The following is a 15,154-nucleotide window of genomic DNA, read 5'->3' on the forward strand; positions in this document are numbered from 1 at the left end:
GCCCCGCCGCCGCCGTGGGGGCGGTGACTCAGCCGAGCAGGCCCGCCCGGGCCAGCAGCGGATAGCCCACGAACCCGACGGCGTCGAGCAGGAAGTGCGCCACCACCAGCGGCATCACCCGGCGCACCCGCAGGAACACGAGCACGAACACCACGCCCATCAGCGCGTTGCCCACGCCCGGCCCGACCCCCTGGTACAGGTGGTAGGCCCCGCGCAGCAGCGCGAGGGCGAGCACGACGGCGGCCACGCGGGTCGGCAGGAACAGGCCCTCGGCGCTCGCCCACGACGACGGCACGGCCGGCGCCGGATCGCGGTGCAGGCCCGCGGCCCTCAGCCGCTGCAGGTAGCCGAGCCGGTCGACCAGCCAGGCCCCCACGATGACCTCCTCGAGCAGGGAGTGGCGCACGGCCGAGAGCAGCAGGACCGGGACCTGGTACCAGCTCTCGTCCATCGCGTTGGCGACGATCGCCGTCGTGATCCCGAGGGCCCGGCCGGCGGCGTAGACGCCGAGGGTGCCGAGCCCGATCACCGCGAACAGGCCCGCGCCCCAGGCCAGGTCCCGGCCGGGGCGGCGCAGGTCGAGGCCGAGGGTCCGGAACGGGTTCCGGCCGCGCAGCCACGTCAGGTGCAGCACCAGCAGCACGGGGACGAGGGCGAAGCCGATGTCCAGCAGCTGGTAGGTCAGGTCGAAGCCCCACCGCGGGCTGAGCGCGGGGTTCAGCACCGTGGTCTGCTCCCCCAGCGGGGCACGGGTGGCCTTGTCGATCAGCTGCACCACCGCGTAGACCGCGGAGCGGCCGAGGGAGAGCCCGAGCACGATCGCGATCTCCCAGCGGACCGTCCGGGCGGACGGGGCGGGCAGCGCGGGCCGGGCGGCGGGGGCGGCGTCGGAACGGAGGTCGGGGCGGCCGATCATGCGGGCCAGTATCCCCCGCGCGCCCGGACGCTAGCGTGGGGACATGACCTCCTCCCCCGTCGCGTCCGAGCTCGAGCTGGCGGCCGAGGCCCTGACCCGGCTGCTCCCGGACGTGCCCGCCGCGCTCGCGGACCGGCTGCGCGCCGCCGCGTGGTCGGCCGGGCACGTGGTGGAGTCCGGCCAGTTCCACCGCGTGCTGGTGCTCGACGGCCTGGCCGTGCTGCGCATGGCCCGGGTCAGCGAGGCCGGCGCCCCGGTCGGCGCGGCCTGGGCGCCCGAGGACTCCCCCGCCGCCCACCTGCCGCGCCGCGTGGGGCTGGTGACGGCCCTCGCGGACGCGGGCCTGCCCTTCGCGGTGCCGCGTCCGCTGTCGGCGGTGCTCCGCCGGGACGACGACGCCGGCCGCCCCCTCGCCGCGGCCGTCCTCCAGGCGTTCGTGCCGGGGCAGCCGCACCCGCCCCACGAGGGCGACCCGACCGTCCTGCGGGGAATCGTGGACGCCCTCGACACCGTGGACGTGACCGACCCGGCCGTCGCGGCGGGACTCGGCCCGGCGTTCGCGTTCCGGGGTCCGTGGACCGCGGAGCGCGTGGCGCGCGTGGGGCGGCTGGGCGCGTCCCTGCCGACAGAGCACGCCGGAGCGCTACCGGCGGACTGGGCCGGCCTCGTCGCGAGGATCGCGGGGGCGGTGACGGCGTGGGCCGCCGCGCCCCCGGACGGGCCCGCGCTGGTGCACGGGGACCTGGCCGGGCACAACATGCACTGGGTGCCCGCCCCGGACGGGGACGACGTGCGGTGGGAGCTCTCCGGGATCCTGGACTGGGACCTCGCCCACGCCGGCGACGGAGCCCGCAACGTGGCCTACCTGGGGATCTGGCACGGCGAGGAGCGGATCGAGGACATCGCCCGCACGCCCGCGGAGGCCCGCCGGGCCCGCGTGTGGCTGGGCGCCGTCGGCCTGGACTCCCTCGACGACGCCGCAGCCCGCCAGGAGCTCACCGGCCGCGCCCCCCGCTGGGGGCGGCTGCTGCGCAAGGTGGTGCCGCGCATCGAGCGGGCGTCCTGCGCCCTCGCGGGGCGCTGATAGGCCGCCCGTCAGTCTGCACGTCCCGCTCAGGACCCTCTCTCCGACGACCATGCCGTCGTTGCGCCTCCGGGGGCAGGCGACTGAGACGGCCCGACCACCAGGGTGTCCTGCAGCCTCCGGGGACACGGCGATCCGACGAAGTCCGGAGCGACGGGCGCCGCCGGGCTCAGTTGATCGCGATCCATCCGCCGGTGGACGGGGAGTTGGAGACCACCAGACCGGTGTACCCGTTGGCCGTGGTGAAGGTGCCGTAGCTGCCGGCGGTGCGGCCGAGGGCCGCGGCGGTGCCCCCGGAGTAGTAGTTGGAGAGGTAGTAGGCGGTATCCACAGCGCAGTAGCTCGTGTTGACCGCCCAGCTGCCGGTGAGGGCGGTGCCCGCCCAGCTGGTGGGACGGGTTCCTGAGGCGGTCCGATCCTGTGTCGTGGACTGAGAGCGGTTGCCGAGCCAGGTGAACGTGAACACGTCGTAGGTCTGCGTGATGCCGTCGGGGCTCGTCAGAGTGGCCGTGCGGCGGGTCGGCGCGCTCCAGTTGGCACCGGTGCCGTTGGTGAAGGTGAACGGCTGCGCAACGTTCGCGACCATCCCACTGGGGTACGCGACTACGAGCTGCACGGGGTTGGCCAGTGTGGCCGTGGTCCGCGGCGAGAGGCCGGATCCGTCGGTGCGTGGCATCTCCACGATGGAGAACCCCAGGGGCGAGGTCCCGATGGGCACCTGGTTGGACAGCGAGAGGCTGGAGAGCCGCAACCCGGAGCGACCGTACGTGGTGTTCCTGCAGCCGACGCCGTTGTTGACCAGGGAGGTGTAGATCGACCCACGGAATCGATAGGCCAGCGTCTGCGAGGGGCTGACGGCGAAGGCGGGGGGCGGCAGCGGCGGCGGCGATGGCCGGGGCGGTCCACGCCAGCCCCTGCGCGACGCGACGACGAGTCAACTGGGTCATGAGGGTGCTCCTGGGGTGAGAGTCGAGGTGACGGCAGAGGTGAGAGTCGAGGTGACGGCAGAGGTGAGAGTCGAGGTGGCGGCAGAGGCGTGTGTCGCACCCTCGGGTCCACTTTGTTCCGGATCTCAGTTTTGCCACCTCAAACTTTACCTCAAGTAATCACCGCACATGACGTTCCGATGGCGGGGAGGGGGAGCACTGCGGCCCCTCGCAGCGTTCGCACAGCAGAACGGGGCGGACCGTCGGATTCGACGCCCCGCCCCGTTGCCTGTTCCCGTCATGCCGGTACGGTCACGGCCCCACTGCGGAGCCGCTACCACCCTCTTCGCGCGAGAGGCACGACACGATGTACACCGGGTACCAGCACCCGTTGAGGCAGGTCCACTGGGAGGCCGACTCGATCCGCTCGTCCTCACACTGCTGGTGGGTCGTGGACTCCACCAGTGCGATCCACGGTACAGGCGGTACGAGTAGGTGTAACGGACTCGCACGGGCTCGCCGCCGTACATGCCGGTGCCCACGTACTCGCGGCGGTAGTAGTCGTAGGTGACCCGGGTGATCACGAGCTGGCGGTACGTGGTGGAGCCGGTGGCCGCCGAGGCGGCGGGGGCGATCAGCGCGGCGCCGACGGCGCCGAGGCCGGCTCCCAGCAGAGTGCGTCGACATGTCATGGGAGGGACCCCTTCTCTCGGATGGAAGCTACACTTCGGAGGCGCGCCGCCCACCCTGTGCCGTCAGGGGGCCGGGAGAGGACGACCTGTCAGAAGTGTGGCCATCATCTACTACACGGTCGCCGGACACCAGGGGTCTCACATCCTCCTGGGCGATCAAGTGGCGACCGCCCGTCGCGCGCCGCGCGTGAGCCCATCGGTCGGCTGCTCAGCCCACCCCGACCCGCTCCAGCACGATCTCCCGCACCCGGCCGGCGTCGGCTTGGCCGCGCGTCGCCTTCATGACCGGGCCGATCAGCGCGCCGACCGCCTGCAGCTTGCCGCCCTGGATCTTGGCGACGACGTCCGGGTTCTCCGCGATCGCGGCGTCGACGGCCTCGGTGAGCGCGCCGTCGTCGGACACCACGGCCAGGCCCTTCGCCGCGACGACCTCCTTCGGGGCGCCCTCGCCGTCGGCCACCAGACCGAGCACCTGCTTGGCGATCTTGTCGTTGATCGTCTTCGCGGCGATCAGCTCCTCGACCTCCACCACGTGCGCCGGGGTGATCCCCAGCTCGGCGACGGCGACCTCGCGGACGTTCGCCAGGCGGGCGATCTCGCCCATCCACCACTTGCGGGCGGCCGCCGCGGAGGCGCCGGCCTCCACGGTCGCGACGATCTCGTCCAGGACGCCGGCGTTGACGACGTCGCGGAACTCCTCGTCCGAGAAGCCCCACTCGGCCTTGAGCCGCTTGTTCCGCACGGCCGGCAGCTCGGGCATGGCCGCGCGCACGCGCTCGACCCACGCGGCGTCCACGTGCACGGGCACGAGGTCCGGCTCGGGGAAGTACCGGTAGTCGTCCGCGTCCGACTTCGGGCGGCCCGAGGTGGTGCTGCGGGTGTCCTCGTGCCAGTGGCGGGTCTCCTGCGTCACGGTGCCGCCCGCGGCCAGCACCGCGGCCTGGCGCTGGATCTCGTGGGTGACCGCGTGCTGCACGGCGCGCGTGGAGTTCACGTTCTTCGTCTCGGTGCGGGTGCCGAACTCGGTGGCGCCCTTGGGCATCAGCGAGACGTTCGCGTCGCAGCGGACGTTGCCGCGCTCCATCCGCGCGTCGGAGATGTCGATGGCCTGCACGATGTCCCGGATCGCGGTGACGTAGGCGCGGGCCAGCTCGGGGGCTCGCGCGCCGGCGCCGACGATCGGCTTGGTGACGATCTCGATGAGCGGCACGCCCGCACGGTTGTAGTCGACGAGGGACGCCGAGGCGCCCTGGATCCGCCCGGAGCCGCCCACGTGGGTGAGCTTGCCGGCGTCGTCCTCGAGGTGCGCGCGCTCGATCTCCACGCGGAAGACCTCGCCGTCCTCCAGCTCGACGTCCAGGTGGCCGTCGAAGACGATCGGCTCGTCGTACTGGGAGGTCTGGAAGTTCTTCGGCGTGTCCGGGTAGAAGTAGTTCTTCCGCGCGAACCGGCAGGTCTCGGCGACCTGCGCGTCCAGGGCCACGCCCAGGCGGATCGCGTACTCCACGACCTCGCGGTTGAGCACCGGCAGGGTGCCGGGCAGGCCGAGGTCGAGCGGGGTCACGTTGGTGTTCGGCTCGTCGCCGAACGCGTTGGGCGCCGAGGAGAAGATCTTCGTGGCGGTGTTCAGCTCCACGTGCACCTCGAAGCCCAGCACGGGGTCGAAGCGCTCCATCGCCTCCGCGAAGTCCATGGTCTGCTCTGCGTGGCTCATGCCCGGCCTCCTGCCGTGGTCGCGGTGGTGGCGCGCTGCGCGCCCTTCTCCAGCTCGGGGGCCTCGGCCCACACCGGCCCGCCCCGGCGCTGGGCCACGAGGCGTTCGAGCGCGGCGCCGGCCTCGTACAGGCGGGCGTCCTCGCGCGCCGGCGCCATCAGCTGCAGGCCGTAGGGCAGCCCGTCGACGACGCCGCCCGGCACGGACATGCCCGGGATGCCGGCGAGGTTGGCCGGGATGGTGGCCAGGTCGTTGACGTACATGGTCATCGGGTCGTCCGTCTTGGCGCCCAGCTCGAACGCCGGGGTCGGCGCGGTGGGCGTGAGGATGACGTCCACCTGCTCGAAGGCGCGGGCGAAGTCCTCCTGCACGAGCGTGCGGACCTTCTGCGCGGAGCCGTAGTAGGCGTCGTAGTAGCCGGCGGACAGCGCGTAGGTGCCCAGGATGATGCGGCGCTTGACCTCGGCGCCGAAGCCGGCGGCGCGGGTGGCGCCCATGACCTGCTCGATGGTGCCGCCGCCGTCGGGCACCACGCGGTGGCCGTAGCGGACGCCGTCGAAGCGGGCCAGGTTGGAGGAGGCCTCCGAGGGCATGATCAGGTAGTACGCGCCGAGGGCGGCGTCGAAGCTCGGGCAGGAGACCTCCACGATCTCCGCGCCGGCCTCCCGCAGGGCGGCGACGTGCTCGTCGAAGCCGGCCCGGATGCCCGGGTGGAACGCGTCCGCCGGCAGGTCCGTCACGACGCCGACGCGCAGCCCCGCCAGGTCGCGGCCGCGGGCCGCGGCGGTCAGGTCCGCCGGCGCGTCGGCCAGGGACGTGGAGTCCTGCGGGTCGTGGCCGCCGATGACCTGCTGCAGCGCCGCGGCGTCGGCCACGGTGCGGGCGGCGGGGCCGATCTGGTCCAGCGAGGAGGCCATCGCGATCAGGCCGTAGCGGGAGACCGCGCCGTAGGTGGGCTTCACGCCGACCGTGCCGGTGAACGCGGCGGGCTCGCGCACGGAGCCGCCCGTGTCCGAGCCGAGGGCGAACGGCGCCAGGAAGGCGGCGACGGCGGCCGCCGACCCGCCGCCCGAGCCGCCGGGCACGCGGTCCCCGTCCCACGGGTTGCGGGTGATGCCGAACGCAGAGTGCTCGGTGGAGCCGCCCATGGCGAACTCGTCGAGGTTGGTCTTGCCGAGGATCGGCAGGCGGGCCTCGCGGAGGCGGGCCACCACCGTGGCGTCGTACGGGCTGAGCCAGCCCTCGAGCATGCGGGAGGCGGCCGTGGTCGGCTGGCCGCGGGTGACGATGTTGTCCTTCACGGCCACGGGCACGCCGGCCAGCGGGTGCAGGGCGTCGGCCTCGGGGCCGCCGGCGGCGCGGATCGCGTCCACCTCGGCGGCGACGGCGAGGGCCTCGTCCGTGTTCACGTGGAGGTAGGCGCGCACGCCGCGGTCGCCGTCGGCGTCGGCGCGCACGTCGCCGTCGTGGGCCGCGATGCGGTCCAGGTGGGCCTGGACGAGCTCCACGGAGGTGGTGGTGCCGGCGCGCAGGCGCTCGGCCATCTGCAGCGCGGTGAGCCGGACGAGCTCGTCGGCGCCGAGGGTCGCGTTCACGTCGAACGTCTCGGTCATGGGGGTGATCACTCTCCGTCCAGGATGGCGGGGACCTTGAACTGGCCGTCCTCGGAGTCCGGCGCCTGGTCGAGGGCCTCCTCCTGCGTGAGCATGCCGGCCGGCACGTCCTCGCGGAACACGTTCTCCAACGCGATGGGGTGGGACGTCGGCGTCACGTCGTCGCCCGCGGCGGCCTGGACCGCGGAGACGTGCTCCAGGATCTTCTCCAGGTCGCCGGACATCGTGTCCAGCTCCTCGTCGGTCATCCGGATGTGGGCCAGGCGAGCCAGATGCTCCACCTGATCCCGGGTGATCTCAGGCATGGATCTCCTCGTGTGACGGGTCGGGGCGGGGTGGACGACGCCGGCGCGGCGGCGGCCACATCGGAATCGAGTCTAGTGCCGGGGCCTGCCCGGCCGCCGCCACCGCTTCGAGGCGGGAGATCCACCCCACCGCGGCGCTCCGGGCCCGCATGACAGGGATTTCCCGCCCCGAATGGGGTCCCGGTGCCGATGTCCCGCCCGGGGTCAGTCCAGCGCGAGCCGGTAGACGAGGAACGGGCCGGTCTCGTCGGCCGGGTCGAGGTCCGGCACCACGTCCGCGAGGAACCAGTCCCGCTCCGGGACGCGCACGAAGCCGGCGCGCTCGTACATCCGGTGGGCGTCGGTCATGGAGGGCATGGTGGTCAGCACGACGGCGTCCACGCCCTTCTCGGCGCGGGCCCGCGCCACGATCTCGGCCAGCAGGGCGCCGCCCACCCCGCGGCGGTGGAACCGCGGGTGCACGGCGAGCATGCGGAACTCGTACTCCCCGTCGCCGGAGGTCTCGGCCAGGGGCGAGCCGGGCGGGGTGAGCACCACTGACCCGGCCACCTCGCCGTCGACCTCGGCCACGAGCACCTCCGCGCGGCCGGCCCGGTCGGCCACGTCCATGAGGGTCTTCACGTAGGCGTCGTCGGGGGCGATGTGGCCGCCGTCGACATAGGACGCCAGGGTGAGCTCGGCGACCGCCTCGTGGTCCTCGGGGCGCAGCGGGCGGACGAGGGCGCTCATGCGTCGCCTCCGGCGTGCTGGCGCAGCGTGTCCTTCAGGCGGGCGCGGGTCGCGTCCGTGGCCACGACGTAGTCGCGCCGGCGCAGCCAGGCGGTGGGCACGGCCTGGTGGGGGTGGCCGTCGCGCGCCTCGTGCAGCCCTTCGAGGAACGTCGCGGCCGCCGGCTCCTGCCAGATGTTCACCCAGTAGGCGCGCTCCCGCTCCTGCGCCGTCAGTTCCGTGACCAGCCGCCTCGTGAACGAACAGCCCGGCCGCCAGAACACGACGACGCCGCCGCGCTCGACGTGCGCCTGCGCGCCGGCGAACGGCCGCGAGCGGACCCGGACCGCCCACCGGTACGTGACCGCGTAGCCGGCCAGGACGAGCCCGGCCACGATCATGCCGACCTGCTGCAGGCGCGTCCCCGCGATCATGAACGTCAGTCCGCCGGCCACGAACAGGACCGGGTAGAACCACGGGTCTCCGACGATCCGCCTCATGCCCTCTCCCCCGTCACGGCGGCCAGGGCGGCCGCGTCCACGTCGCCGGCCACCATCCAGTCGGGATGTGCCGTGCCGTCCGCCGAGGCGGGCCGCGTCACCGCGACGCCGGCCTCCTCCGCCACCAACGCGCCGGCGGCCCAGTCGTACTCCTGCGTGCCGAACTCGGCGTACGCGTCCAGGGTGCCGTCGGCGACCATGCACAGGTCCAGCGCCGCCGAGCCGATCCGCCGCACGTCCCCGAACGCGGGCAGCAGGGCCGCGAGCGCGCGCACCTGCAGGGCCCGGCGAGCGGGGTCGTAGCCGAAGCCGGTGGCGAGCAGCCGCCCCGAGCGGCCCGGCACGGGACCGGTGAGCCGCACGGGGACGGCGTCCCGGTCGGGCACGTCCACGCCCGCCGTCGTCGCGTCCGCGGTGCTGAAGGCGCCCCGGCCCGCGCTCGCGAACCAGGTGCGCCCCAGCGCGGGTGCCGCCACGACGCCGGCCAGCCAGCGTTCGGTGCCCTCGGCCACCCCCAGCAGGTCGGCGGTCTCGGCGTCCACCGGGCCGGTGACGGCCACCGAGGTGCAGAACTGCGGCAGCCCGCGCACGAAGTTGGTGGTGCCGTCCAGCGGGTCGATGGACCAGCGGTACCCGGACGGCTCGGCCGGGAGGGTGGCGCCGTACTCCTCGCCGGTGATCTCGTCCGAGGGGCGGTAGCCGGCGATGACCTGCCGGACGGCCTGTTCGGCGCGGCGGTCGTAATCGGTGACCCAGTCGGAGCCGGAGGACTTCGTCTCCGCGCCGATCTCCTCGATGCCGAGCGGGACGGCCGGGTGGTGACCGGTCCAGCGCCGGGCCAGGACGTCCGCGCCGGCGCGCGCGGCGGCCTTGGCGACCACGAGCAGGCCCGGGACCGTGGTGCGCGTGCTCATGCCGGGGCCTGCCCGTCCGCGGCGCCGTCGGTGGCATCGTCCGTGTCCGCCGGGCGCACCGCGTCCGGGCCGCCGGCCAGCAGCGCCGTGAACCCGGCCTCGTCCAGCACGGGCACACCGAGGGACTGCGCCTTGTCCAGTTTGGAGCCGGCGGCGTCGCCGGCCACCAGGAAGTCGGTCTTCTTGGACACGGACCCGGAGGCCTTGCCGCCGCGCACGAGGATCGCCTCCTTCGCGGAGTCGCGGGAGAAGCCCTCGAGCGAGCCGGTGACCACCACGGTCAGGCCCTCGAGCGTGCGCGGGGTGGACTCGTCCTGCTCGTCCTCCATGACCACGCCCGCCGCGGCCCACCGGTCCACGATCTCCCGGTGCCAGTCCTCGGCGAACCACTCGATGAGCGCGTCCGCGATGATCGGGCCGACGCCGTCGATCTCGGCCAGCCGGTCCCGGTCGCCGGCCTCGGCCGCCGCGCGCAGCGCCGCCATCGAGCCGAACGCCGTGGCCAGCGAGCGGGCCGCCGTCGGGCCCACGTGCCGGATGGACAGCGCCACGAGGGTGCGCCACAGCGGCTGGGACTTGGCCTTCTCGAGCTCGTCGAACAGGCGCAGCGTATTGGCCGTGGGCGCGGACGGCTTCTTGGCGGTGCCGGCGGTGAAGAAGTACGGCTTGAGCGTGAACACGCCCGAGGGCACCATGCGGCCGTCCACCTTCGTGCGGCCCTCGCGCCACACGCGCACCGCGCCGAGGGAGCGCTGCAGGTCGGTCAGCCCGTCCTCGCCGCGCGGGCCCGTGATCTCCTCCGGCGTGCCGGAGGCGAGGTCGAAGATCTCCGCCTCCGCCGTGATGGGGCCCGGGCCCTCGGGCCGCACGTGACCCTCGTGCTCGGCCGGGTCCTCGCCGGGGCCCTGGACGAGCCAGCGGGCGGCCTCCTCGCCGAGCGCCTCCACGTCGAACGCGCCGCGGCTGGCCAGGTGCTCGACGCGGCCGGCCAGCTGGGCCGGGCAGGAGCGGGCGTTGGGACAGCGCAGGTCCACGTCCCCCTCCTTGGCCGGGGCCAGCGGCGTGCCGCACGAGGGGCAGTGCGCGGGCATGACGAACTCGCGCAGCTCCCGGCCCGCCTCGATCGCCTTCTCGCGCAGCGGCAGCACGGGGCCCACGACCTCGGGGATCACGTCCCCGGCCTTGCGCACCACCACGGTGTCCCCGATCAGCACGCCCTTGGCCTTGACCACGTCCTGGTTGTGCAGGGTGGCCAGGGAGACGGTGGACCCGGCCACGGTGACCGGCTCCATCACCGCGAACGGGGTCACCCGCCCGGTGCGGCCCACCGAGACCGCGATGTCCCGCAGCAGCGTGTGCACCTCCTCCGGCGGGTACTTGTACGCCGCGGCCCAGCGGGGCACGCGGGAGGTGTGGCCGAGGTAGCGCTGGTCCGCGAACGCGTCCGCCTTCAGCACGATGCCGTCGATCTCGTGGATCAGCTCGTGCCGGCGCCGGCCGTACTCCTCGATCACCGCGACGACGGCGGCCAACGCCTCCTCGTCCGCGCCCTCCACCAGCCGGGTGTAGGGGCTCACGGGCAGGCCCCAGCCCGCGAGCGCGTCGTACACCTCGTGCTGGGACTCCAGCCCGAACGCCTCGACCGAGCCGATGCCGTGCACGAACATGGCCAGCGGGCGCTGCGCGGTGACGGCCGGGTCCTTCTGACGCAGGGCGCCGGCGGCGGCGTTGCGCGGGTTCGCGAACGGCGTCTGACCCTCCTCCGCGCGGCGCGCGTTGAGCTCGGCGAAGGCGGCGGAGGACATGAACACCTCGCCGCGCACCTCGAACTCGGCGGGCCAGCCCTCGCCGGAGAGCTCGTGCGGGATGTCCCCGATGGTGCGCACGTTGGCGGTGACGTCCTCGCCCGTGACGCCGTCGCCGCGGGTGGCGGCCTGCACGAGCCGCCCGTCCCGGTAGCGCAGGGCGACGGCGAGCCCGTCGATCTTCACCTCCACGAGCCAGCGGGGCGCCACGCCCGGTCGCACCTGCGTCAGGGCCTGCGCCGCGCGGCGGAACCAGACCTCGAGCTCCTCGATGGAGAACAGGTCCTCGAGCGAGTACATGCGGGCCCCGTGCCGGACGGGGGCGAACGCCTCCGAGACCTCGCCGCCGACCTCCTGGGTGGGCGAGTCGTTGGCCACGAGCTCGGGGTGCAGGGCCTCGAGGTCCTCGAGGCGGCGGTACAGCGCGTCGTACTCGGCGTCCGAGATCTCCGGGGCGTCCCGCTGGTAGTAGGCGGTCCGGGCGGCGCGGACCCGCTCCACGAGGTCCTCGTACTCCTCCCGCAGGTCCGCGGCGGGGATGTCCTGCGGATCGGGCTGGGCGGCGGATTCCTTGGGGGTGCTCACCCGGCCCAGCGTAGTCGGCGTCCCGGACGGCGCACCCGGGTCAGGGGATGCGCACGAGCACCGCCGTGATGTTGTCCCGGCCGCCGCGCCACAGGGCGGCGCCGATGAGCTTCTCGAGGGCGTCCTCGAGGGTGTCGGCGTCGTCGATCAGCGCGCGGATCTCCTCGTCCAGCAGCTCGCCGGTCAGGCCGTCGCTGCACAGCAGGACGAGGTCCCCGGAGGCGAGGGGGACCTCGGCCACGTCCACCGTGAGCGCCTCGCGCGAGCCGAGCGCGCGGGTGATGACGTTGCGGCGCGGGTGGACGCGGGCTTCGGCGGGGGTGAGCTCCCCCGCGTCGACGAGCATCTGGACCGCCGAGTGGTCCACCGTGAGCTGCTGGAGCACCGGCGAGCCGACGGGCCGCAGGTACACCCGGGAGTCGCCGACGTTCGCCACGGCCCAGCGGCCGCGCTCCGTGTCCAGGCAGGCCAGGACGGTGAGGGTGGTGCCGGAGCGCCCCAGCCCGGCCTCGACGACGGCGGCGTCCGCCTCGTGGATCAGGTGGCCGAGCTCCTGGGGCGTGTGGGCCGTTCCCGGGGCGAGCACCTCGGGGGCGCGGCGGCGCAGGGTCTCGATCGCGGCGGCCGAGGCCACCTCGCCGGCCTCGTGCCCGCCCATGCCGTCGGCCACGGCGGCGAGCACCAGCGGCTCCCCGACGAGGGTCCACGCGTCCTCGTTCAGGTCGCGGACGGCGCCCACGTGGGTGGCGCCCGCGGCCTGGGGCCGCGGCGCGGACGGGGTCTCGGGGCGGGGGTCCACGGGGTCCTCGATCAGTCGGCGAGCAGGGTCTGGGCCGACCCGTCCAAGAGCAGGGAGGGGCGGACCTCTCCGAACCCGCGGACGATCCTGGGCGGCTGCGGGACGAGCACGAAGCGCTCGTCCCGGGACAGGGCCGCAGCGGTCATGGCGTCCACGAGCACGGTACCCGGATCGGCCAGGGACGTCAGCCGCGCGGCGAGGTTCACGGTGGGCCCGTAGATGTCCCCCATGCGGGAGAGCACCCGTCCCCATGTCAGGGCGACGCGCGCCGAGGGCAGCTCCTCGTCCGCGGCGATGGTCTCGGCCAGGGAGAGCGCGATCGCGGCGCCGGCCTCGGGGGTCTCGGCGTTGAACATGACCTCGTCGCCGATGGTCTTCACGAGCCAGCCGCCGCCGGCCGAGATGGTCTCCGCGGCGAGGGACTCGAAGCGCAGCACCATGCGGGCCAGCGTCCGGTCGTCCATGGTCCGGGAGAGCGTCGTGTAGGAGACCATGTCCGCGAAGCCGACGGCGCGGGCCAGCGGCAGCGGCGCATCCGACTCGGAGCCGTCGCGGCCCTGGGCGCTGGCCGCCAGCCCGGCCTCCACGCGCACGGTCAGGCGCTGGACGGCGCGGTTGAGCTGGCGCCGATAGACGATCCGCATGGCCTTCTCGAGCGGTCCGACCATGTCCGGGAGCATGTCGACGACGGCCCGCCGTGCCTCCGGGTCCGTCAGGTCCTCGGAGGCGATCTTGTCCTCCACGAGCGCCTCGATCTGCCACACCACCATGCGGTCCGTCATCTGCCCGATCGAGCGGGCCAGCGAGATGGCGGTGTCCTCGTTCAGCGTCCCCGAGCGTACGAGCGTGAGCACGGACTCGAACGCCTCGATGTCCGCCTCGGTGAAGGCCTTGTGCCCCTCCGGCGAGGCCGGATAGCCCAGCGCACGCCAGATCTTCCGGGCGGAGGCCATCGAGACGCCGAGGCGCTGCGCCACCTCCCGAGAGGTGTAGGCGCGCGGGCCCACCACCAGGCCGGCGTCGAGCGTGCGCATCGCGCTCGTCCAGCCGGCGGGCTGGGCGGACCGCTCCTCGGCGTCGCGGGCGGTCTCGTCCTCGGCCGGCGGGACGATCGGTAGCGGTGCGGTGTCCGGTGTCTCCGGACGGCTCATCGGAGGTCTCCTGTCGGGACGGGGGCGGGCCAGGTCGCGGCGCGGGCCTGGCGGGTCAGGTGGGCCAGGGCCTTCTCGAAGCGCGCGGCCTCGGGGACGTCACGCAGCCGCCAGTGGACCTGGCGGGCGGGCTCCTGGAAGAGGATGTGCAGGTCTCCGGCGCCCGAGCCGCGGCGGCGCCGCTGCACGTCGGCGATGGACACGAGCGGCATGGCGGCCCCGGAGCCGCCGACGCCGGCGCGCTGGAGGATGCGGCGGTCGGTGACCACGGTGCGCCGGAAGACCCAGCGCCACAGCGGGCGGAAGGTGCCGGGGAGCAGGACGAGCGCCGCGACCACCCACGCGGCCGCCTCGAGCACGGCGCGGTTCGCGGCGACGATCCCGGGCAGGTCGGGGCGGGCGAGCACGCCGACGGCCAGGCCGAGCAGGAAGGCGACGGCCACGAGGACCGCGGCGGGGCGCAGCAGCGCGCGCGGGTGGGTGCGGGTGCGCACCATCACCTGCTCACCGGGCTCGAGTCGCACGGCGGTCACCTCCTGACCGGGACGGGTGTGTCATGCGCCGCGATGGACGTCTCCACGCAGGTGGGCCACGTCCCCCGCACTGACCTCGGTCTCGATTGTGCCACGGTCCGGCGTGATGTGCCTCACCCGCAGGGTGCCGCCGGGGCCGAGGCCCACGGCCGTGCCTTCCAGCACGCCGCCGCCGGGCAGCTCGGCGCGCACCGCGCGTCCCAGGGTGGAGAGGCGGTCCGCCACGGCCGCCACGGCGGGGTGACGCCCGTCCACGGCCGCCGTCTGCCCCGCCACGCCCGCGGCGAAGCGGTCCACGGCCGTCACGACGGCGTCGCGCAGCTCGACCGCGAGGTCCCGCGGCGCGGGCACGGCCTCCGCACCGATCCACTCCGCCAGGTCCGTGGCGGTGTCCACCGGGGCGGCCCCGCGGTGGTCCAGGTTCACGCCCATCCCGACGACGACGCCGGGCCCCTTGCCGTCCGAGGACAGCGCCACCGTGGCCAGCACGCCGCACAGCTTGCGCCCGTCCGTGGCGAGCACGTCGTTCGGCCACTTCACGTGCGTCGGGACGCCCCGGGCCGCGAGGCGCTCGGCGACCGTGGCGGAGGCGACGAGCGAGAGCCAGCTCAGGTGGGCCGGAGAGACCGGCACCCCGCCGGACTCGGGACGCAGGTACACGGACAGGGCGAGCGCCGCCCCCGGCGCGGCGCTCCACACGCGGGAGTGCCGACCCCGGCCGGCCCGCTGGTCCGCGGTGGCCACGGCCGCACCGTGCCGGTGCCCCTCGCGGTCCAACCGTGCGAGGAGCTCATCCTGCGTGGATCCGGCGGAGTCCAGCCAGGTCAGGTCGGGTGTGGGGGCGTCGTCGGGGTGCATGCCCCTAGATATACACGGCGTTCCCGGGGGCGGGCTGGGCGGGCCGATCCG

14 protein-coding genes are annotated in these 15,154 nt (G+C 74.4%); 1 reads left to right on the top strand and 13 read right to left on the bottom strand.

The annotated features are described in order from the left end of the window. Nucleotides 1-28: 28 nt before the first annotated feature. On the bottom strand, nt 29-916 hold the full coding sequence (locus POD19_RS00355; RefSeq protein WP_129042873.1) for a CPBP family glutamic-type intramembrane protease: 888 nt from the start codon (nt 914-916) through the stop codon (nt 29-31). Nucleotides 917-959: 43 nt separating this feature from the next. On the opposite strand from POD19_RS00355, the gene POD19_RS00360 reads away from it, so the two are divergent. Next, the gene (locus POD19_RS00360) at nt 960-2,000 is read left to right on the top strand and encodes a phosphotransferase family protein (protein ID WP_144819141.1); all 1,041 of its coding nucleotides are present in this window, start codon (nt 960-962) and stop codon (nt 1,998-2,000) included. Nucleotides 2,001-2,169: 169 nt separating this feature from the next. Here POD19_RS00360 and POD19_RS00365 read toward each other — a convergent pair whose 3' ends face one another. The 12 genes from POD19_RS00365 to POD19_RS00420 form a co-directional block, all read right to left on the bottom strand. Further along, the gene (locus tag POD19_RS00365) at nt 2,170-2,751 is read right to left on the bottom strand and encodes a hypothetical protein (RefSeq protein ID WP_340309224.1); all 582 of its coding nucleotides are present in this window, start codon (nt 2,749-2,751) and stop codon (nt 2,170-2,172) included. 1,075 nt (nt 2,752-3,826) lie between these two features. After that, complete coding sequence (gatB, locus tag POD19_RS00370; protein WP_144819145.1) at nt 3,827-5,332, bottom strand: Asp-tRNA(Asn)/Glu-tRNA(Gln) amidotransferase subunit GatB; 1,506 nt, start codon at nt 5,330-5,332, stop codon at nt 3,827-3,829. After that, nucleotides 5,329-6,945 (bottom strand): Asp-tRNA(Asn)/Glu-tRNA(Gln) amidotransferase subunit GatA, encoded by a 1,617-nt coding sequence (gene gatA, locus POD19_RS00375; protein WP_186299595.1) that lies wholly within the window; start codon nt 6,943-6,945, stop codon nt 5,329-5,331. Before gatA ends, gatB begins: the two co-directional genes overlap by 4 nt. An 8-nt stretch (nt 6,946-6,953) precedes the next feature. Beyond that, the gene (gatC, locus tag POD19_RS00380) at nt 6,954-7,250 is read right to left on the bottom strand and encodes an Asp-tRNA(Asn)/Glu-tRNA(Gln) amidotransferase subunit GatC (protein ID WP_002854348.1); all 297 of its coding nucleotides are present in this window, start codon (nt 7,248-7,250) and stop codon (nt 6,954-6,956) included. 204 nt (nt 7,251-7,454) lie between these two features. Further along, nucleotides 7,455-7,979 (bottom strand): GNAT family N-acetyltransferase, encoded by a 525-nt coding sequence (locus POD19_RS00385; RefSeq protein ID WP_070709921.1) that lies wholly within the window; start codon nt 7,977-7,979, stop codon nt 7,455-7,457. Further along, nucleotides 7,976-8,458 (bottom strand): hypothetical protein, encoded by a 483-nt coding sequence (locus POD19_RS00390; RefSeq protein WP_070709919.1) that lies wholly within the window; start codon nt 8,456-8,458, stop codon nt 7,976-7,978. The genes POD19_RS00385 and POD19_RS00390 overlap by 4 nt, the downstream gene beginning before the upstream one ends. Further along, a complete protein-coding gene (locus tag POD19_RS00395; RefSeq protein ID WP_340309225.1) occupies nt 8,455-9,372 on the bottom strand; it encodes an inositol monophosphatase family protein in 918 nt (305 codons plus the stop codon). Before POD19_RS00395 ends, POD19_RS00390 begins: the two co-directional genes overlap by 4 nt. Beyond that, nucleotides 9,369-11,762 carry an NAD-dependent DNA ligase LigA gene (gene ligA / locus POD19_RS00400; protein WP_340309226.1) on the bottom strand — a complete coding sequence of 798 codons (2,394 nt, stop codon included), beginning with the start codon at nt 11,760-11,762 and terminating at the stop codon, nt 9,369-9,371. The genes POD19_RS00395 and ligA overlap by 4 nt, the downstream gene beginning before the upstream one ends. 40 nt (nt 11,763-11,802) lie before the next feature. Continuing rightward, nucleotides 11,803-12,561, bottom strand: coding sequence for a PP2C family protein-serine/threonine phosphatase (locus tag POD19_RS00405; RefSeq protein ID WP_020625514.1), 759 nt, complete (start codon nt 12,559-12,561; stop codon nt 11,803-11,805). A gap of 11 nt (nt 12,562-12,572) precedes the next feature. After that, entirely contained in the window at nt 12,573-13,712 is a 1,140-nt protein-coding gene (locus tag POD19_RS00410) for an adenylate/guanylate cyclase domain-containing protein (RefSeq protein WP_340309227.1), read from the bottom strand. Continuing rightward, entirely contained in the window at nt 13,709-14,245 is a 537-nt protein-coding gene (locus POD19_RS00415; protein WP_340309228.1) for a PH domain-containing protein, read from the bottom strand. Before POD19_RS00415 ends, POD19_RS00410 begins: the two co-directional genes overlap by 4 nt. Nucleotides 14,246-14,266: 21 nt before the next feature. After that, nucleotides 14,267-15,103, bottom strand: a complete 837-nt coding sequence (locus tag POD19_RS00420) for a biotin--[acetyl-CoA-carboxylase] ligase (protein ID WP_340309229.1) — start codon at nt 15,101-15,103, stop codon at nt 14,267-14,269. Nucleotides 15,104-15,154 lie beyond the last annotated feature (51 nt).

Origin of the sequence: Micrococcus sp. GPGPB33 (assembly GCF_037853785.1) — a bacterium.
Classification (GTDB): Bacteria; Actinomycetota; Actinomycetes; order Actinomycetales; family Micrococcaceae; genus Micrococcus; species Micrococcus luteus.